This is a genomic window from Achromobacter sp. RW408 (assembly GCF_003184165.1).
GTDB lineage: Bacteria > Pseudomonadota > Gammaproteobacteria > Burkholderiales > Burkholderiaceae_B > Achromobacter > Achromobacter xylosoxidans.
In genome coordinates, this window is the sequence record NZ_QHHO01000022.1 from 464,191 (window position 1) to 483,124 (window position 18,934).

The window sequence follows — 18,934 nt, forward strand, 5'->3', positions numbered from 1 at the left end:
CGGCGCCGCCGCCGCCGCCCGGCCACACCTGGCGCTGATGGCGCAAACCGCCGCGCGCGGCACCGACGCGGGCGCGGCCGGGCTGGGACTGCTGCTGCTATGGCTGGCCGACGACGTCGAACAGCGCGCCAACGCCGCGCTGGCGCCGTTCGGCATATCGGAAAGCAAGCTCGACGTGTTGATGATCTTCGGCCTGGCCGAACGCGGACTGATCGACAGCCGCGCGGTGACGCCGTCGTACATCGCCGACTATTTCGGCGTCACGCGCTCGACGGTCACGGGCCTGCTGGACTGGCTGGAAAAGCGCGAACTGCTCACGCGCGCGCTCAACCACGAAGACCGGCGCAGCATCTCGCTGGCGTTGACCGACGCCGGACGCGAACTGCTCACGCAGGCGCTGCCGGCGTTCTGGACCATGTGCGCGTCGCTGGTGGATTGCCTGGACGAGAACGACCGCAAGGCCTTGCAGGGCATCCTGGCGAAAGTCTGGCGGCAGTTGAAGGGCCCGGCCACCTGACGGGGTTGCGTCACTTGCGCGGGTACGACTTCCTGCCGGAACACGGATAGTTCGCCGCGTGCGCCGTCATCGTACAGAGCAGCGCCAGCAGCAGGAGCACGGCGCGCGGCTTCATCTTGCCGCCGGCCGCTCGCCGATCCTGGCCGAGAATCGCAGCAGATACCCGTCCGGATCCTGCACCAGGAATTGGCGCACCCCCACTTCGACGGCGTCGCTGCGGTACCAGCGCTCTTCCGGTTCCCGGTACAACGGCCAGCGTGCCCGCGCCAAGCGTTCCAGCAAAGGCTCGATGGCGGACACCTTGATCTCGAAATTGACGCCGCGGCCACGCGGCGCCTCGAGCGCAGCGGTAATCCAGTTGTCGTCGCCGCGCACTTCTTCCAGCATGAACTGCGCGCCATCCAGGTCCAGGTACACGAACCCCTCGGCCTCGCGGCGATAGGCGATCTGGAATCCACAATGGTCCATCCAGAAAGCCAGGCTGCGCGGCAGGTCGGCCACCAGCAGTTCCGGCACCATCCGGGCGCGAAGAAATCCGGTCATTCGTGTCTCCCCTCTTTTGCGTGTCCGGCATGATGACAGAACCGCGGACGCTGCAGCACGCCATGCCCGGCAATCAAGGCCCGGCGCGGTCGTTGGCGACCATGTGGGCCGCGGCCTGCGGCGCGCCGCCCTCGCGGCGGAAGAACAACGGTCGCAACCCCTTCCTGCCCCGGTCCAGGTATTCGAACGTCACCCTTTCGCCGGGCTGGGCCGGCCCGCCGCCGTGGCTGACGCTATACAGCTCGCCGCCCAGGCGATAGGCATGCACGGCGGTCCACGACGTCGATTCCGGCGTCCGCACCTTGTAGGTCAGGACCTCGTCGACCCGTCCGCGCACGCCATACTTGACCGTGGCGCGCCGCAGCGCCCGGCTCGACCACCCGACCCACAGGCCGGCCAGCACACACAAGGCGGCAACGCCATACAGCGGCCACAGGAACCAGCCTCCTCCCAGCAGGATCAGCGCCGCGCCCAGGAACGCGTTGCGCAACAGGGTGTCGCCGTTGCGCACCTGCGCGCGATCGGCATCGCTGAGGGCCTCGAAGGCCTTCTGCACATCGCCAGGACCGTCGTAGTCCGCGCGCAGCAGCACCGGCGCCTCGCCCGGCCACAGCGCCAGCAGGTGCAGCCGCAGCGGCGCGCCGAGCCGGGCGGCGCAGCGTTCGGGGCTCCTGCCCCCGTCCCCCGGCATCGTGAAGCCGTTCATGAATGGCAGCGCCACCTCCAGCTTGCGGCCATCGATGCCGTATCGCACGCCGCCGCCGGGGGCCGGCGCGAAATCGGTGACCGCGCCGGTGACGACCTGCTTGGGCACGGCGCCGCGCAGCACCTGCCGCAGGCGCTGGCGGGCCGCCGGGCCGCGCAGCAAGCGGCGGCCGAGATAGAGCGTGAATCCAGCCAGCACCAGGATCATCGCGGACAGCACCGGATCGCGCGCGATGCTCGTGGCATTCGATAGCCACAGCCAGGCCAGGAATGCCGTCATGGCGAAGAACAACGTGAAGAACACCCCGCCCAGCACCGTGTCCGCCACGTGATGGCGCGCATGCCGGCGCAACCATGACAGGTCCTGCGCGCTCAACGCCTCGTCGTGGGTCTGCATTCCCCATTCCTCCCCGTGTCGAACCGCCATGATGACAGAAGCGCCGTCCGCCGCGCCGGCCTGGCTTGACAAGCCCCCCTCCCACCTTCGAACATAGCCCCATCCACCCGGGGAGCTTCGGCAAGAAGCTGAGATTCCGATGGCGGCCGCGCCCCGCGCGCGGCTCGCGGCGCGAGAGACCCGTCGAACCTGATCCAGACAATGCTGGCGTAGGGAAGGTGCGCAACCCGCCGGCCCGCAATGCCGCGCCATGACGCCCCGCCCCGCCCGTTGTCCCCTTGCAAGGACCTGCGGCATGGCCTCCAACGCCCCCATCCTGTCCCAGCTGGCGCTCGCCTCGCGCGACCTGTACGCGGCCGTGCGCCGCGACGCGCCGCTGGTGCAATGCCTGACCAACTTCGTGTCGATGAATACCGCGGCCAATACGCTGCTGGCGATCGGCGCGTCGCCGGCCATGGTGCACGCGGCCGAGGAAGCGCCCGAATTTGCCGCCATCAGCGGCGCGGTGGTGATCAACATCGGCACGCTCTCATCCCCCTGGCTGGACAGCATGCTACTGACGGCCGCCGCGGCGGCCAAGGCCGGCACGCCCTGGGTGCTGGATCCGGTGGCGCATCACGCCACCGGCTTCCGGCGCGACGCGGTGCGGCGCCTGCTGGACCTGCGGCCCACGGTGATCCGTGGCAACGCATCGGAGATCATCGCCCTGGCCGGCGGCCAGAGCGCCAGCAAGGGCGTGGACGCGCGCGATCCGGTGCAACTGGCCGAAGCGGCCGCGCGCGAACTGGCGCGGGCGTGCGGCACGGTGGTGGCGGTGACGGGCGAAGTCGATTTCGTCACGGACGGCCGGCGCGAGGTGCGCGTGACCGGAGGTTCGCCATTGATGCCGCGGGTCACCGCCACGGGGTGCGCACTGACGGCGGTGGTCGGCGCCTTCGCGGCGGTGGCGCGCGATGACGCCTACACGGCGGCGGTGGCGGCGCTGTCCTGCTTCGGCATCGCCGGCCGCCGCGCCGGCGCGCTGGCCGAAGGCCCGGGTTCGTTCGCGTGGCGCTTCCTGGACGCGCTGGCGGCGCTGGAAACGGACAGCCTGACGGCGGAATCGCCGCTGCGCTGATCCGCCCTGCGCGCGCCGGACCGGCGCGCGGACGCTTGCCTCTACATGCGGTACTGCAGGCTCAGCATGGCGTTGCGCGGCGCGCCGGGCATGTTCAGGTTGGGGCTGCTGCCGTGCGCCGACACGATGTAGCCGGCGTCGAACAGGTTGTAGACGTTCAACTGCACCGAATACGGCCCCTGGCGCCACCACGCGGCGGCATCCGCCGTGACGTAGCCGGGCAACTTGACGGTGTTGCCCGGATTGGCGAAGCGCGCGCCCACCAGGTTCAAGCCGGCGCCGACGCCGAAGCCCTCGCCCAGGTCCTTGGTGATCCAGACGTTGCCGGCATGGCGCGGCGTCAGCGTGGCGCGCTTGCCTTGCACGTCCTTGCCAGCGTCGCGCGCCACCGACTGCGTCACGCGCGCATCCAGGTAGGCATAGCCCAGCATCGCGCGCCAGCCGTTGGACAGGTCGCCCGACAGGGTCCATTCGGCGCCGTCGGTGCGCTGCGTGCCCACCGGCACCAGCGTGTTGGTCACCGGATTGGTGACCTTGATGTCGGTGCGCTCCAGGCGGAACACCGACACCGTGGTCGAGAGCTTGCCATCCAGGAAATCGTACTTGGCGCCGACTTCGTAGTTGGTGGTCTTCTCCGGCGCCAGGTCGACGTTGTTGGCCGCCAGCGCGAAGGTCTCGCCCGAGGGCTGGTAGGAACGGCTCCACGACACGTAGTACGACTGCACGCTGTCGGGCTGGAACACCAGCCCCAGGCGCGGGCTGAAGTTGGAGTCGGTGCGCGACAGGTTGCGGCCGCTGCGGCGGTCCTCGGTTTCCTGCTCGAAGCGGTCGTGGCGCACCCCAGCCAGCACCTTCCAGTGCTCGCCCAGCGACATCATGTCCTGCACGTACAGGCCCAGGGTGTTGAAGCGGCCCAGGCTGTCGGAACCCGGCGCGCCGCTCACCTGGCGCTGCAAGGTCGGCAGGCGCGGGTCGAACAGGTCGACCACCGCGACATTGGCGGCCGACCAGTTCAGCAGGTCCTTGTTCTGCTGGCCCACCTCGATGCCGTACAGCATGTCGTGGCGCACCGAGCCCCACTGGGCGCGCTGCATCAGTTCGGTCTGGTTGGTCCAGCCGTGCTCGTCGCGCAGCACGTTGCCGTGGGTCAGCGACACGGTTCGCGCGGCTTCGTTGACCGAACCCGGCAGCGTGTTGTTGCGGTTGAGCGTGTAGTGGTAGTAGCGCGTGGCGTTGCGCAGCGACCAGTTGTCGTTGAAGCGGTGCGTCAGCGTGGCGGCATAGGACTGCACCCGGGTCTGGGTGTAGTCGGTGTCGCGCGCGTTCTCGGCGCCGTAGTAGGTCGACGGGTCCACATCGACCGGACGGCCATGGTAGGCCGGGATGCCGAAGTCGGTCAGGCGGCGGTCTTCCAGGAACTCGGTCTGCAGCAGGAAGGTGGTGTTCTCGCCCAGCTTGAACTGGGCCGACGGCGCGATCGCCTTGCGGTCGATGAATTGCTTGTCGCGATAGCTGTCGCCCTTCTCCACCGCGCCGGTCAGGCGCCAGGCCATGCTGCCGCTTTCGTTGGCCCGGCCCAGGTCCAGGTCGAGCCGGCGGTCGTTCCACGAACCGTAGCTCAGGCCGACCTGCGAAATGTCTTCGCCCGGCTTCTTGGTCACGCGGTTGATCAGGCCGCCGGACGAACCGCGGCCATACAGCACCGCCGCCGGGCCCTTGATGACGTCGATGCGCTCGACGTTGGACAGGTCGCGGAAGTACAGCGCGTCGTCGCGGAAGCCGTCGACGAACTGGTCGGCGATGGCGGTGAAGCCGCGGATCGAGACCTGGTCGCGCTGGCCGTCGCCGGTCGAGAAGCTGACCCCGGGCACGTTCTTGAGCGCGTCCTGCACCGACATGGCGTGCTGGTCGCGCAGCACCTGCGCCGGCACCACGTTCACCGTCTGCGGAATGTCGCGCAGCGGCGCGTCGATCTTGGTGGCGCTGGTGGACGCCGGCGGGTTGTAGCTTTGCGCGGTGTCATCGGTGCCGACGACGCTGACGGCGGGCAAGGTGGCGGTGGGCGCAGCCGCCTGGGCCTGGGCGGCCAGGGGGGCCAGCGGGCCCAGGACGAGCAAGGCGGCGGAGAGGGGACGAAGGACGTGCATGGCCAGCGGGTATCGAAGTCGTTTGAAATGGAAGGATTCGCCATTCTCTTGACAACGAGAATCAGTCGCAATGCTTTTATCGTTCCGTTGCCTTGAGACGACGATAAATGAGACGCGCGTCCAATTCAGATGTTTTTAAGCTTGCCCATGCAACGCGTGCGCGGCGTTGCCGGCGATCCGCATGTCACCAGCGGGTCATAACCCGTCCCCAGAATTTTGCGTTCCCCCGACACGAAAGGAACGACGGTGAAGCAGCCCCTCCGAAAGATCTTTGCACTGTCGGCCAGCGCCCTGCTGCTGGCCAGCCTGTCCGCCTGTGGCGGCAGCGATGACGATGACGACGACGCGCCGCCAGCGTCGGTGCCCCGGGGCGCCACGCTCGACCTGGCCATCCTGGCCACCACGGACCTGCACGCCAACGTGCTGGGTTACGACTATTACAAGCTGGCCGAGGACAAGAGCTACGGCGTCGACCGCACCGCCACCCTGATCGGCAACGCCCGCAAGCAGCACGCCAATACCTTGCTGTTCGACAACGGCGACACCATCCAGGGCACCGCCCTGTCGGACTACCAGGCGCTGGTGGCGCCGGTGCAGTGCTCGGACATGCTGGCGATCTACAAGCAGATGAAGCTGCTGGCCTATGACGCGGCCACCCTGGGCAACCACGAATTCAACTATGGCCTGCCCTATCTGTCGCAGGTCACCAACGTGGACTTCGGCCTGCCGGGCATCGGCAAGGGCACGGCGCAGACCAACCCGACCGGCGCCAAGGATTGCGCCGCGCCGGGCTTTCCGTTCGTGTCGGCCAACGTGGTGGCGGCCGCCACGCAACAACCGATCTTCAAGCCGTGGACGCTGCTGACGCGCACCTTCAAGGCAACCGGCCCGGATGGCAAGGCGCTCGACGTCGCCCTCAAGGTGGGCGTGATCGGTTTCGCGCCGCCGCCCATCATGCAGTGGGACAAGGCCAACCTGGAAGGCCACGTGACCGTCGCCGGCTGGAAGGAAACCGCCGCGCGCTATGTGCCCGAAATGAAAGCGGCGGGCGCCGACCTGGTCGTGGCGCTGGCGCATGGCGGCATCGACCTGGTCACGCCCTACAGTCCGTCCATGGAAAACGGCGCGGGCTACCTGAGCCAGGTGGCGGGCATCGACGCCCTGATCACCGGCCACCAGCACCTGCTGTTTCCCGACACCAATCCCAAGTCGCAATTCGCCGGCCAGCCGGGCATCGACCTCGAAAAGGGCCTGATCAACGGCGTGCCCGCGGTGCAGGCCGGCCAATGGGGCAACAACCTCGGCCAGATCACGCTGAAGCTGGCCTACGACCAGGGCTGGAAGGTGCAGAAGAACGCCACCCAGGTGCAGCGCATCCCGACCCGCCTGACCGCGCAGAACGGCGGCACGCCCGCCACCTACGTCGCGCCCGACAGCGCCGCGCAGCAACTGGTGCAGGCCGAGCACAGCGCCACCATCGCCTACGTCAAGACGCCGATCGGCCAAAGCCAGTTCGACATGGCCACCTACTACGCGCTGGCCGGCGACGTGTCGGCGCTGCAGATCGTCAACATGGCGCAGATCGACTACCTGAAGGACTACATCGCCCGCAACAGCCCCGCCTACGCCGGCCTGCCGATCCTGTCGGCGGCCGCGCCGTTCAAGGGCGGACGCAACGGCCCGGGCGACTTCACCTTCGTGCCGCAAGGCAACATCGCCATCAACAACGCGGCCGACCTGTACCTGTATCCGAACACCCTGCAGGTGGTGCGGGTCAGCGGCGACATCGTGCGCCAGTGGCTGGAGAAGACGGCGGAACAGTTCAAGCGCATCGATCCGGCCCAGGTCGCGCCGCAGGACCTGATCGACACCGGCTTTCCGACCTTCAACTTCGATGTGCTCTACGCCGAGGGCAACGCCCTGCGCTACCAGATCGACGTGACGCAACCCAAGGGCTCGCGCATCGCCGCGCTGACCTACCAGGGCGCGCCGCTGGATCCGGCGGCGCAATTCCTGGTGGTCACCAACAACTACCGCGCCAGCGGCGGCGGCGACTTCCCGGGACTGGCCGGCGGCAAGGGCGACATCGTGCTGCAGGCGCCCGACGCCAGCCGCGATGTGCTGATCAGCTACATCAAGAAGCACCCCAACCTGGACCTGGCCACCTACGGCCTGGCGCGCAGCTGGGGCTTCAAGCCCGTGGCGGCATTGGCCGGCCCGGTGGTGTTCGCGTCGGTGCCGAACACGCTGGCGCTGGCCACGGCGCATGGCGTCACCAATGTGTCGGTGTACGACCCGACGCCGGACGCGACGACGCAGCTGTCGCGCTACGCGGTGGACCTGACGCGTTGAGACTCGCGCGTTGATGTTGACGCGGTGAAAGTGACGCGTTGAAGGCAACGCATCGCAGTCGACGCGGGCGCGCGAATCGCGCCCGCGTCATGGCGGCTTTCAGCGGTAATACACGCAGATGCGCTTGCCGTCGATCTCGTGCACGTCTATCGGCAGTTCATACAAGGCGCCCAGCACCTCGGGGCGGATCAATTCGGCGGGCGTGCCGCAGTGCGCCACCCTGCCCGCCTTCATCGCCACGATGCGGTCCGCATAGCTGGAGGCGAAGTTGATGTCGTGCAGCACCAGCACCACCGTCTTGCCCAGCTCGTCGGCGGCGCGGCGCAGCGTGCCCATCATGGCCACGGCGTGCTTCATGTCCAGGCTGTTGAGCGGCTCGTCCAGCAGCACGTAGCGCGTGTCCTGGCACAGCACCATCGCCACGAATGCGCGCTGGCGCTGGCCGCCGGACATCTCGTCCAGGTAGCGGCCGGCCAGCGGTTCCAGGTCCAGATAGGCAATGGCCCGGTCGATATGCGCCTTGTCGTCCAGCGTCAGCCGGCCGCCGGAATGCGGATAGCGGCCGAACGCCACCAGGTCGCGCACCGTCAGGCGCAGCGGCAGGTGGTTGTCCTGCCGCAGGATGGCCAGGCGCCGCGCCAATTCGCGGCTGTCGCTGCGCGTCACGTCCAGGCCGTCCACCTGAATGCGGCCGGCGGACATCGGCAGCAGCCGGCTGATCATCGACAGCAGCGTCGACTTGCCGGCGCCGTTGGGGCCGATGATGGCGGTCACGCCGCCGGCCGGCAAGGCCAGCGACACCTGGTCCACGACCACGCTGTCGCCGTACTGCTTGCTGACTTGTTGGATATCGATCATTGGCGTCCCCTGCGCAAGATCAGGGCCAGGAACATCACTCCGCCCACGAATTCGATGACCACGCTGACCGTGGTGCTCAGTTGCAGCACCCGCTCCAGCAGCGTCTGCCCGCCGACCAGGAAGATCACGCTGAGCAGCACCGCGGCGGGCACGGTGTGGCGATGCCGGTCCGACCCCATCGCCTGGTAGGCCAGGTTGCTCACCAGCAGGCCGAAGAACGTCACCGGCCCCACCAGCGCGGTGGACACCGACACCAGCACGGCGATGGCGGCCAGCGTCAGCAGCAGGGTGCGGCGGTAGTCCACGCCCAGGTTCAGCGCGATCTCGCGGCCCAGCGCCAGTACGTCATAGCGGCGCCGCATGCGCCACACCAGCAGCGTGGCGGCGGCCACCGCCGCCAGCGCGATCGGCAGCAGTTCGGTGCGCACCGAATTGAAGTTGGCGAACAGGCGGTCCTGCAGCACCAGGAATTCGTTCGGATCGATCAGTCGCACCACGAAGCTGGACAGGCTGCGAAACAGCAGCCCGAAGATGATGCCCACCAGCATCATCAAATGCAGGCTGCGCACGGCGTCGGTGAACAGCCAGCGGAACAGCAGGCAGGCGAACCCCGTCATCGCGCACACTTCCAGCACGAAGGCCGCCACCGGATGGTTGACCGCGCCCGCCGCCTGGCCGAAGCCGAACACCACCACCGACTGGATCAGCAGGTAAAGCGCGTCAAAACCCATGATGGCCGGCGTCAGGATGCGGTTGTGCGTGACGGTCTGGAACAGCACCGACGACACCGCCACCGCGTACGCCACCAGCAGCATCGCCACCAGCTTGGCGCCGCGAAACGGCAGCACGAAGGCCCACTGGCCGTTCGCGCCCAACGCCATGAAGCCGACAACGCACGACAGCGCGGCCACGGCCAGCAGCGCCAGGCGCCACGCCTGGGGCGAACGCAGCGGCACGGCGCGCGCGATGAACTCAGCCACGGCGCGCTCCCCGGCTGCGCAGCAGGCACAGGAACAGGATGCTGCCGACCACGCCCACCACCGTGCCCAGCGGCACCTCGTAGGGATGGATCACCAGCCGGCCGATGATGTCGCAGGCCAGCACGAACACGCCGCCCAGCATCGCCACCCAGGGAATCGAGCGGCGCATGTTGTCGCCCAGCACCAGGCTGACGGCGTTCGGCACGATCAACCCCAGAAAGGGAATGCCGCCGGCCGTGACCACCACCACCGCGGAAATCGCCGACACGATGAGCAGGCCCACCAGCGTCAGGCGCGCATGGTTCAGGCCGAGATTGGCGGCGAACTCGCGCCCCATGCCCGCCACGGTGTAGCGATCCGCCGCCAGGTAGGCCGCGGCCGCCAGGCCGAAGCCGATCCACAGCAGTTCGTAGCGGCCGCGCAGCACCCCGGAAAAATCACCGGTGGTCCAGGCGTGCAGCGACTGCAGCAGGTCGTAGCGGTAGGCGACGAAAGTGGTGACGGCGTGGATCACGCCGCCCAGGATCAGGCCGATCAGCGGCACGATGAACGGCGTGCGCAGCGGCACGCGCCGCAACAGCGCCAGGAACAGCAGCGAGCCCGCCAGCGCGAAGCCGGTGGCCGTCAGCATCTTGCCGATCACCGGCGTGTCCGGCGCCAGCAGGGTCACGACCAGGATGCCGAGCGTGGCCGATTCGACGGTGCCGGCCGTGGTCGGCTCGACGTAGCGGTTGCGCACCAGCATCTGCATGATCAGCCCCGCCACCGCCAGCGCCATGCCGGCCAGCAGCAGCGCCAGCGTGCGCGGCACGCGGCTCACCAGCAGCAGGCGCCAGGCGCGTTCGGCGTCAGGCCCGCCGGCCAGCGCGGCGAACGAGAACGACCCCGCGCCCAGGCCGATGCTGGCCGCGCACAACAGCAGCAGCAACAGCAGCAATGCCGCCAGTCCGGCCCAACCGGTGATCGCCCCGCCTGCCCTCACAACCGCCACTTCGACTCCGTCATGCCCGCCTTGCGCTTACTTGACCGCGGGCTTGGCGGCAGACAGCGCGCGGGCGATATCGTCCACGTTCTGCTGCATGGCGCTCAGGCCGGCACTGCCCAGCAGGTACCAGTTGTAGCCGTTCAGGTAGACCACGCGCTGCTGCTTCCAGGCCTTGGTCGGACGGATCAGGTCGTTGTCCAGCATGCGCTGGGCCGAAGTGCCTTCGCGGCCGATGGCGGCGTCGCGATCGATCACGAACAGCCAGTCGGGATCGGTCTGGGCGATGAACTCGAACGAGATCGCCTGGCCGTGGTTCGACACGTTCAGGTCCTTGGCGGCCGGCGCAAAGCCGAAGGCGTCGTGGATCACGCCGAAACGCGAGCCGGGGCCGTAGGCACTCATCTTGCCGCCGGTGGTCAGCACGATCAGCGCGCTGCCGGCCTTGGCCGCCTGGCCATGCAGCGCCGCGATCGAGGCGCGCAGGGCGTCGAGCTTTTCCTTGGCCACGGCCTGCTTGCCGTAGATGGCGGCCAGCGTTTCCGTGTTGCGCGTGACGCTGCCGACCAGGTCCTTGGCGTTGACCGTCAGGTCGACCGTGGGCGCCAGCTTGGCCAGCTCGTCGTACTTGGGCGCCGAGCGCCCGGCCACGAAGATGACCTGCGGCTGGGCCGCGTGGATCACTTCGTAGTTGGGCTCGAACATGCTGCCGACCTTCAGGTAGCGCTTGTCGGCATACTGCGCCAGCTGCGGCGGCAGCTTGGCGGCGCTGGGCACGCCGGTCACGTCGACACCCAGCGCATGCAGCGTGTCGAGCACCGCCAGGTCCAGCACCACGGTCTTGGCCGGGTTGGACGGCACGGCGGTCTCGCCGCGCGCATGCTTGACCGGCATGGTCTGGGCCACGCTCAAAGCGCTGGCCGCGCCCAGGGCCAGGGCCGCGGTGGCGCGCGCCAGCCAGCGGCCGGCGCGTCCTGCTTGTGCTTGATTCATCGTCATGCTTGCCTCTTCATGTAGCGGGAAGGCCGCCTGTCGGCGGCGGTTCCCTGGTGTTGCCTGCGGGCTCAGAACTTCACGCCCACGCCCAGCCAGTAGCGGCGGCCGTCTTCGACGTAGCCGTAGTCGTCGTAGCCGACCTGCTTGTCGAACAGGTTGTAGATGCCGGCGTAGACCGACACCTTCTTGTTCACGGCATACGAGCCGCCCAGGTCGACGAAGGTGTACGACGGCGCCACCAGCGAGGTCGAGGACGGGCCAGTGATCGGCTGGCTTTCCTTGCCGCGGTAATTCAGGCGCGCCCACGCTTGGAGCGCGTCGGAAGCCTGCCAGTTGACCGTGGTGGTGAACAGGTGCTTGGGCAGCTGGTTCAGCGGCTGGCCCTGGTACTGGCCGGACTTCTGTTCCGACTTGGTGAAGGTGTAGCTGCTAGTCAGCGACCAGTCACGGCCCAGCGGCAGCTTCAGGTTGGCCTCGACGCCGCGCGACACCGCCTTGTCCACGTTCATGTAGGTGGTGGGGTTGGAGCCGAACTGGTTGGGGCCATCGGTGCACTGCGACAGCGGGCACGCGACGCGCGTGATCTTGTCCTTGAAGTTGTTGTTGAACAGGGTCAGGCCGGCATTGAAGCCCTCGCCGTCGTCATACAGCAGGCCGAGTTCCTGGGTCACCGACTTCTCGGGCGTCAGGTCGGGGTTGCCGTACATGTTGCCGCCGCGGCTGACCTGGCCCCAGCCGGCCACGGTCTGGCGCAGGTCGGGCGCGCGGAAACCGGTGGACACGCCGCCCTTCAGGGTCCAGCGTTCGGCCATGTGCCACACGCCGTACAGGCGCGGACTGAAATGGCTGCCGAAGTTCTCGTCCTGGTCCATGCGCAGGCCGCCGGTCAGCGCGAAGCTCTCGGCCAGGCGCCATTCGTCCTCGGCGAACAGCGCCCACTGGTAGCGCTCCACCTTGCTGGGGCCGCCGGCCAATTGGTTGCCGGTCTGGTCGGTCAGGCGCTGCGTCAGGTAGGTGCCGCCCAGCGTCAGCATGTGCGAACCGAGCGGCAGCGTCCAGCTGGTCTGCAGGTCCAGGTTCTTGATCTTCATCTGGCGCGAGCGGTTGTCGAACTCTTCCTGCTGCACGTAGCTGTCGGACACGGCCCAACCCCAGCGGCCGGTATGCGACAACGCCCACTTGTTGCTGCGGTAATCGGTTTCCGACGAGGCCGGGCAGCCGTTGCGTGGGCACGCCACGCCGGGAGCCAGCGGCGCGACGGTCTTGCCCAGCGTGTTCTCGTACTTCTGGCGGCTGGAAGTGGCTTCCAGCACGATGTCGTGATCGCGGTTGGGCGTGAGCGCCAACTTGGCCGTGATGTTGGTGGCATTGCGCTTGCGGTAGCCGTCGATGATCCTGTCTTCGTCGCGCTGGGTCGCCTGGCCGTAGATCTGCAGGCCCAGCAGGTCGTTCTTGATCGGGCCCGCCAGGTAGAAGTTGCCCTGGTAGATGTCGCCGGACTTGCTGCTTTCCTGGATGGTGGTGTCCATGCGGATTTCACCGCCCCACTCGTTGGGCACCTTGCGGGTGATGATGTTGATCACCCCGCCCATGGCGTCGGAACCATACAGCGACGACATCGGCCCGCGCACCACCTCGATGCGCTCGATGGCCGAGATCGGCGGCGTCCAGCCGCCTTCGACGCCGCTGGAGTCGGAGTTGGTGCGGGTTTCGCGCGAATTCTGGCGCTTGCCGTCGATCAGGATCAGCGTGTACTTCGGGCCCATGCCGCGCAGGCTGATGTCCTGGCGGTCGCCGCCGCCCGTGACCACCACGCCCGGCACTTCGACCAGCGCGTCGGTGACGTCGCGGTAGAACTTCTTTTCCAGATCCTGGCGCGTGATCACGCTGATCGAGGCAGGCGCGTCCTGGATCTGCTGCTCGTAGCCGCTGGCCGTGACCACCACGGTATCCAGCTTCTTGGGGTCGGCCGACGCGGCCAATTGCGCCCAGGCCGGATGACCGGTGGCAAGGCCGGTGGCGCACAGGGCGACAGCCAGGCGGGTACGCGGGCCGAATGCGCGGCGCGCGGCCAGATCGTTGCTGCTCATGATTTCAGACTCTCCCGTCCCGGACGGCGCCGCGCCCCACGCGCAGCCCCGTTCCGCTTCAATTTTTAATGAAAACTATTCTCATATTAGAATTGAGCCCATCCGTGAGCTGCAACACGCTTTCCGCAACTTTTACTTTCTTCGCACTTCTTGACACTTCGGCCGCCGGCGACCCGCTATGCTGCCGTGGCAACAGAACCCAAGCGCATGTCCATACCCACCCCCATGGCAACGCGCCGCATCCTGTTGATCGACGACGACGTCGACCTGGCATTGATGCTGCGCGAGTACCTAGAGCCCACCCACATCGAACTGACGCTGGCGCACAACAGCGCCCAAGGTCTGCCGCTTGCAATGCAGGAATGCTTCGATCTGGTGCTGCTCGACCTGATGCTTCCCGACGGCAACGGCCTCGATCTGCTGCGCCATATGCGCCGCCATTCGCGCCGTCCCGTCATCATGTTCACCGCCCACGGCGGCGAAACCGATCGGGTGCTGGGACTCGAACTGGGCGCCGACGACTACCTGACCAAGCCCTTCGGCCCGCGTGAGCTCAAGGCCCGCATCGGCGCGGTGCTGCGCCGCTTCGAGGAAAAACCCGAACCCGCCCCGCCCGAACTGAGCGTGGGCGCGCTGTCGCTGGATGCCGCCAGCGGCCGCGCCCGCCTGGGCGCCCAGGAAGTCCTGCTGACCGGCGCCGAGCAACGCATCCTCGAAGTCCTGATGCGCACCCCGGGCCAGGTGGTGCCGCGCGAGCAGATCAGCCTGTATGCGCTGGGCCGCGCCGCCGACCGCTACGACCGCAGCATCGACACCCACATCAGCAGCCTGCGCAGGAAGCTGCAGCTGGACCAGGCCGGCGACGCCCCCGCCATCCGCAACCTGCGCGGACTGGGCTACGTGCTGGCCGGCGCGGCCTGATGCGCTGGCTGCCGGTCCGCTCCCTCTTCTGGCGCGCCTTCCTGACCTTCTGGGGCGCGATGGCCGTCATCATGGTCTGCGGCATGATGCTGACCGCGGCGGTCGCCTGGTACCGCGTCGATTCGCTCGACGGCCTGAACCCCGGCAACCTGACGCGCGATGCCGCCCAGATCGCGCGCCGCGAAGGCGCCGAGGGCCTGCGGCGCTGGGTCGGGGCCATGGACGCGCGCTATTCGGCGCTCAAGATCTACATCGTCGACACGCAGGACCGCGACATCCTCGAACGGCGCCTGCCGACCCGCCTGGACGATTGGCTGGCCGCCTTCCGCGCCTCGCCCGATCACGGCCTGATCGCCGCCATCGACGTGCCCGCCGACCCGGACGCGCTGCGCGTATCGTGGTGGGATCCACAGTTGCTGGTGTTGCCGGATCATAGCGAACTGCTGATGCTGTTCCTGCCGTTCGACTCCTCGCACTGGGAGGTGCTAGGCCTGACGCCGGTCACGCTGGGGCTGCTGCTGTTCGCGCTGGCGGTCACGGCGCCCTTCTGCTGGGCCCTGACCCGCCACGTGGCCGCGCCGCTGGAGCAACTGCGGGGCGCGGCCCGCTCGCTGGCCGCCGGCCGGCTGGATACCCGCACGCCGGCGGCGCTGCCGCTGCGCAAGGACGAACTGGGCCTGCTGGCGCGCGACTTCGACGCCATGGCGGGCCGCCTGCAGGCGCTGGTCGATACGCGCGAGCAGCTGCTGCGCAACATCGCCCATGAATTGCGCTCGCCGCTGGCGCGGATGCGCCTGGGCGTCGAACTGGCGCGCCGCAAGGACGAACGCCAGGACCTGCAGCTGGACCGCATCGAACGGGAATGCGAACGGCTGGATACGCTGGTGGGCAGCACCTTGCGGCTGGCGCGCATGGGCGCCCTGCCCCAGCCTACCGCGACCTTGGACCTGGCCGAGGTGGTCGACGAGGTGGTGCAGGATGCGCGCTTCGAGGCCGGCGAACGCCGCATTGCCATCGCCTGGCACCGCCCGGCGCCGCTGCGCATCGCGGCCGACCGCGACAGCCTGGCCAGCGCCATCGAAAACGTGCTGCGCAACGCCCTGCGCTTCGCCCCGGCGGGCGGCGCGATCCAGGCGCGCCTGCTGGTGGACGCCGGCGAGGCCTGCCTGGAAATCGAGGACAACGGCCCCGGCGTTCCGGAAAAGGAACTGGCGTATCTGTTCGAACCGTTCTACCAGGGCGCCCCGGCCGCCGGCGCGCCTGCCGGCGGCGCCGGCCTGGGCCTGAGCATTGCGCGCGCCGCCGTCGCGGCGCACAAGGGCCGGATCTCGGCGCGCAATGTCGCGCCGCATGGCCTGAGCGTGCGCATCGAACTGCCGCGCGTGGCGGCCTGAGCTGTGTCCCGATGGCGGCGCCGCGCCGTCATCGGGCATCTGGCGCCCGGTCTCAGTCGTCCGCCAGGATCGCTGCCGACAGCCGCGGCAATACCCGCAAGGCATTGGCCGTGGTCGCCTGCGCCACCTGCGCCGGCGTGATTCCGCGCAGTTCGGCCAGCACCTGGGCAATGCGCGCCAACTCGCCCGGCCGGTTGCGCCGCCGCGGCGGGTGCAGCCAGGCCGGCGGGATGTCCGGCGCGTCGGTCTCCAGCACCAGGTGGCGCAGGTCGACGTCGGTGGCGTGGCGGCGGATCTGCAGCGCCCGCTCGTAGGTCATGGCGCCGCCCAGCCCCAGCGCGAAGCCCTGTTCGACAAAGGCCTGGGCCTGCTGCGCGCTGCCGTTGAAGGCGTGCGCGATGCCGCCGATACGGTCGTGGCGCCGCAGGTACTTGAGCAGGATGTCCTGCGACTTGCGCACGTGCAGCAGCACCGGCAGCTTGAATTCCGCCGCCATGGCCAACTGGGCGGCGTAGAAACGCTCCTGGCGCGCGCGCGGCTCGCCCGAAGCGATTTCAGGCACGAAGAAATCCAGCCCGATCTCGCCGATGGCCACGAAGCGCGGATCGCCCAGCGCTTGCCGGATGGCCTCGCGCAAGGCGTCCAGGTCGGCGTCATCGGCGCGCTGCACGTAAAGGGGATGGATGCCCAGCGCGTAGGCGCCGCCGGCGACCTGTGCGGCAAGGTCCCGCACGACGGCAAAATTGGCGCGTTCGATGGCGGGAATGACAATGGCCTGCACGCCGGAGTCGAGCGCGTGCGCGGCCACTTCGGGGCGGTCGGCATCGAACTCGGCGGCATCCAGGTGGCAATGGGTGTCGATCAGCATGGGCGCGGCCTCCTTGCCCCGGTTTCCTGCTCAATCATCGCGCCGCCCGGCCCGCGGGCAGGCCTCAGCCCGAGACCAGCCGGCCGTTTTCCATCAGCAGCTGGCGATCGGCGCGCGCCGCCAGCTCGGGATCGTGGGTGACGATCGCAAACGCCGTGCCCGACTCGCGGTTGACGCGGGTCAGCAGCTCGAACATGTTGTGGGCGGTGTGGCGGTCGAGGTTGCCGGTGGGCTCGTCGGCCAGCACGCAGACCGGCCGCGTCACCAGCGCGCGCGCCAGCGCCACGCGCTGGCGCTCGCCGCCCGACAGCTGGCCGGGGAAGTGGCCTTCGCGCGCCGCCAGGCCCACCAGGCCCAGCACCTCGCGCGCCGCCGCGCGGGCCTTGTCGCGGTTCTCGCGCCGCACGATCAGCGGCATGGCCACGTTGTCCAGCGCCGAGAATTCCGGCAACAGATGGTGGAACTGGTAGACGAAGCCCAGGCTGCGGTTGCGCACCTGGCTCTTCTTCGCTTCGGAAAGGCCGACGGCCAGTTGCCCATCGACCGCGACCGAGCCGCTGGTGGGCACGTCCAGCAGGCCCAGGATGTGCAGCAGGGTGCTCTTGCCGGAGCCGGACGCGCCGACGATGGCGACCATCTCGCCGCGCGCCACGCTCAGGCTGACGTTGCTCAGCACCTCGATGCGGGCCGGACCCTCGTCGTAGATCTTGACGAGATCATCGGCCTGCAGTGCCGGGGACAGGGAATCAATCATGGCGCAGCACCTGTGCGGGTTGCAGGCGCGAGGCGCGCCAGCTGGGATACAAGGTCGCCAGCAGCGACAGCACCAGGGAGGTCACGCCGATGGTCACGATGTCGCCCACCTGCGGATCGGACGGCAAGGCGCTGATGAAATAGATTTCGCGCGGCAGGAAGTGCACGCCCAGCAGGCGCTCGATGAACGGCACGATCACGTCGACGTTGTAGGCGATGAGGATGCCGCCGGCCACGCCCAGCAGCGTGCCGATGACGCCGATCAGCGCGCCCTGCACCAGGAAGATGCGGGCCACTTCGCCCGGTCCGGCGCCGAGCGTGCGCAGGATGGCGATGTCCGACTGCTTGTCCTTGACCGCCATCACCAGCGACGACAGCAGGTTGAACGCGGCCACCGCGACGATCAGCGCCAGGATCAGGAACATCATGCGCTTTTCGGTCTGCACGGCGGCGAACCAGGTGCGGTTGTTGCGCGACCAGTCGCTGGCCATGACGTACGGCGGCAGCACGTTGCGCAGCTCGGCCGCGACTTCGGGGGCCTTCTGCATGTCGGCGATGCGCAGGCGCACGCCCGCGGTGCCGCTGTCGCGGAACACCTTGGCGGCGTCTTCGTTGTCGACGAAGGCCAGCGAGGAATCATATTCGTAGTGGCCCGAAGAGAACACGCCCACCACGGTGAACTGGCGCATGCGCGGCGCGAAGCCGGCCGGGCTGATCGAGCCCTGCGGCGCCAGCATCAGCAGCGTATCGCCCACCTTCACGCCCATGCCGTCGGCCAGCTCGTTGCCCAGCACCACGCCGAAGCCGCCCGGTTTCAGGTCGGCCAGCTTGCCCGACACCATCTGCCGCGGCAGGTCGGACACGTTGCCTTCGGTGGCCGGGTCGATGCCGCGCACCTGCACCCCGCGCAGCGCCTGGCCGCGCACCAGCATGCCTTGCGCGGCCACGAACGGCGCGCCGGCCTTGACCTCGGGATTGCGTTTGGCGGCATCGGCGAACTGCTGCCATTGTTCCAGCACGCGCTCGGGCGCGGCGCCGGGAATGTAGAGTTCGATGTGCGGCAGCACCGACAGCATGCGGTCACGGACCTCTTTCTGGAAGCCGTTCATGACCGACAGCACCACGATCAGGGCGGCGACGCCCAGCGCGATGCCGGCCATGGAACTGGCCGCGATGAAAGAGATGAAGCGATCGCGGCGGCCGCGTCGCTGGCGGATCCGGGCCAACCCGGCATAGCGGGCGCCGATCCAGAGTTCGTAGGGTATTTTCAGCACGAGCGCATTATGGCATTAACCGGCCGTAAAACCGTCCCCG

The 18,934-nt window shown here is 68.6% G+C and carries 16 protein-coding genes and 1 riboswitch; of the genes, 5 read left to right on the forward strand and 11 right to left on the reverse strand.

Translation table 11 applies throughout. From position 1 onward, the window contains the following. On the forward strand, positions 1–517 hold a 517-nt coding region (locus DK459_RS04400; RefSeq protein WP_110134597.1), incomplete at its 5' end, for a MarR family winged helix-turn-helix transcriptional regulator. Positions 518–628: 111 nt separating this feature from the next. Here DK459_RS04400 and DK459_RS04405 read toward each other — a convergent pair. Further along, complete coding sequence (locus DK459_RS04405; protein ID WP_026384284.1) at positions 629–1,060, reverse strand: VOC family protein; 432 nt, start codon at positions 1,058–1,060, stop codon at positions 629–631. Positions 1,061–1,133: 73 nt separating this feature from the next. Continuing rightward, positions 1,134–2,162, reverse strand: a complete 1,029-nt coding sequence (locus tag DK459_RS04410; RefSeq protein ID WP_110134493.1) for a hypothetical protein — start codon at positions 2,160–2,162, stop codon at positions 1,134–1,136. Between the two features lie 98 nt (positions 2,163–2,260). Then, positions 2,261–2,396: riboswitch (TPP riboswitch) on the forward strand. Between the two features lie 61 nt (positions 2,397–2,457). Between DK459_RS04410 and thiM the strand changes: the two genes are divergently transcribed. After that, positions 2,458–3,279 (forward strand): hydroxyethylthiazole kinase, encoded by an 822-nt coding sequence (gene thiM, locus DK459_RS04415; RefSeq protein ID WP_110134494.1) that lies wholly within the window; start codon positions 2,458–2,460, stop codon positions 3,277–3,279. Between the two features lie 41 nt (positions 3,280–3,320). On the opposite strand, the gene DK459_RS04420 is transcribed toward thiM, so the two are convergent. Further along, complete coding sequence (locus DK459_RS04420; RefSeq protein ID WP_054443668.1) at positions 3,321–5,426, reverse strand: TonB-dependent siderophore receptor; 2,106 nt, start codon at positions 5,424–5,426, stop codon at positions 3,321–3,323. Positions 5,427–5,672: 246 nt separating this feature from the next. Between DK459_RS04420 and DK459_RS04425 the strand changes: the two genes are divergently transcribed. Beyond that, positions 5,673–7,778 carry a 5'-nucleotidase C-terminal domain-containing protein gene (locus DK459_RS04425; protein WP_006384964.1) on the forward strand — a complete coding sequence of 702 codons (2,106 nt, stop codon included), beginning with the start codon at positions 5,673–5,675 and terminating at the stop codon, positions 7,776–7,778. A gap of 99 nt (positions 7,779–7,877) precedes the next feature. Here the strand turns inward: DK459_RS04425 and DK459_RS04430 are convergent, their stop codons facing one another. From DK459_RS04430 to DK459_RS04450, 5 genes are all read right to left on the reverse strand, one after another. Then, positions 7,878–8,636: an ABC transporter ATP-binding protein gene (locus DK459_RS04430; RefSeq protein ID WP_006384963.1), complete on the reverse strand. Its 759-nt coding sequence runs from the start codon at positions 8,634–8,636 to the stop codon at positions 7,878–7,880. Next, the gene (locus DK459_RS04435) at positions 8,633–9,616 is read right to left on the reverse strand and encodes an iron chelate uptake ABC transporter family permease subunit (protein WP_006384962.1); all 984 of its coding nucleotides are present in this window, start codon (positions 9,614–9,616) and stop codon (positions 8,633–8,635) included. The genes DK459_RS04430 and DK459_RS04435 overlap by 4 nt, the downstream gene beginning before the upstream one ends. Beyond that, on the reverse strand, positions 9,609–10,598 hold the full coding sequence (locus DK459_RS04440; protein ID WP_006384961.1) for an ABC transporter permease: 990 nt from the start codon (positions 10,596–10,598) through the stop codon (positions 9,609–9,611). Before DK459_RS04440 ends, DK459_RS04435 begins: the two co-directional genes overlap by 8 nt. A gap of 36 nt (positions 10,599–10,634) precedes the next feature. After that, complete coding sequence (locus DK459_RS04445; protein ID WP_020928299.1) at positions 10,635–11,597, reverse strand: siderophore ABC transporter substrate-binding protein; 963 nt, start codon at positions 11,595–11,597, stop codon at positions 10,635–10,637. Between the two features lie 65 nt (positions 11,598–11,662). After that, entirely contained in the window at positions 11,663–13,684 is a 2,022-nt protein-coding gene (locus DK459_RS04450) for a ligand-gated channel protein (RefSeq protein ID WP_110134495.1), read from the reverse strand. Between the two features lie 225 nt (positions 13,685–13,909). Here DK459_RS04450 and DK459_RS04455 point away from each other — a divergent pair, with 225 nt between their 5' ends. After that, the gene (locus tag DK459_RS04455) at positions 13,910–14,605 is read left to right on the forward strand and encodes a response regulator transcription factor (RefSeq protein ID WP_024069418.1); all 696 of its coding nucleotides are present in this window, start codon (positions 13,910–13,912) and stop codon (positions 14,603–14,605) included. Next, positions 14,605–15,999, forward strand: coding sequence for a HAMP domain-containing sensor histidine kinase (locus DK459_RS04460; protein ID WP_024069419.1), 1,395 nt, complete (start codon positions 14,605–14,607; stop codon positions 15,997–15,999). Before DK459_RS04455 ends, DK459_RS04460 begins: the two co-directional genes overlap by 1 nt. A gap of 52 nt (positions 16,000–16,051) precedes the next feature. On the opposite strand, the gene DK459_RS04465 is transcribed toward DK459_RS04460, so the two are convergent. The 3 genes from DK459_RS04465 to DK459_RS04475 form a co-directional block, all read right to left on the reverse strand. Beyond that, positions 16,052–16,867, reverse strand: a complete 816-nt coding sequence (locus DK459_RS04465; RefSeq protein WP_020928303.1) for a TatD family hydrolase — start codon at positions 16,865–16,867, stop codon at positions 16,052–16,054. A 64-nt stretch (positions 16,868–16,931) separates the two neighbouring features. Further along, on the reverse strand, positions 16,932–17,621 hold the full coding sequence (locus tag DK459_RS04470) for an ABC transporter ATP-binding protein (RefSeq protein ID WP_006384955.1): 690 nt from the start codon (positions 17,619–17,621) through the stop codon (positions 16,932–16,934). Continuing rightward, the gene (locus DK459_RS04475; RefSeq protein ID WP_230846718.1) at positions 17,614–18,846 is read right to left on the reverse strand and encodes a lipoprotein-releasing ABC transporter permease subunit; all 1,233 of its coding nucleotides are present in this window, start codon (positions 18,844–18,846) and stop codon (positions 17,614–17,616) included. Before DK459_RS04475 ends, DK459_RS04470 begins: the two co-directional genes overlap by 8 nt. Positions 18,847–18,934 lie beyond the last annotated feature (88 nt).

Coding starts and splice junctions, on each gene's coding strand:
- DK459_RS04405 (WP_026384284.1), bottom strand. CDS start 1,060: ATGACCGGATTTCTTCGCGCCCGGATGGTGCCGGAACTGCTGGTGGCC.
- DK459_RS04445 (WP_020928299.1), bottom strand. CDS start 11,597: ATGACGATGAATCAAGCACAAGCAGGACGCGCCGGCCGCTGGCTGGCG.
- DK459_RS04465 (WP_020928303.1), bottom strand. CDS start 16,867: ATGCTGATCGACACCCATTGCCACCTGGATGCCGCCGAGTTCGATGCC.
- DK459_RS04455 (WP_024069418.1), top strand. CDS start 13,910: ATGGCAACGCGCCGCATCCTGTTGATCGACGACGACGTCGACCTGGCA.
- DK459_RS04460 (WP_024069419.1), top strand. CDS start 14,605: ATGCGCTGGCTGCCGGTCCGCTCCCTCTTCTGGCGCGCCTTCCTGACC.
- DK459_RS04450 (WP_110134495.1), bottom strand. CDS start 13,684: ATGAGCAGCAACGATCTGGCCGCGCGCCGCGCATTCGGCCCGCGTACC.
- DK459_RS04430 (WP_006384963.1), bottom strand. CDS start 8,636: ATGATCGATATCCAACAAGTCAGCAAGCAGTACGGCGACAGCGTGGTC.
- DK459_RS04420 (WP_054443668.1), bottom strand. CDS start 5,426: ATGCACGTCCTTCGTCCCCTCTCCGCCGCCTTGCTCGTCCTGGGCCCG.
- DK459_RS04410 (WP_110134493.1), bottom strand. CDS start 2,162: ATGCAGACCCACGACGAGGCGTTGAGCGCGCAGGACCTGTCATGGTTG.
- thiM (WP_110134494.1), top strand. CDS start 2,458: ATGGCCTCCAACGCCCCCATCCTGTCCCAGCTGGCGCTCGCCTCGCGC.
- DK459_RS04470 (WP_006384955.1), bottom strand. CDS start 17,621: ATGATTGATTCCCTGTCCCCGGCACTGCAGGCCGATGATCTCGTCAAG.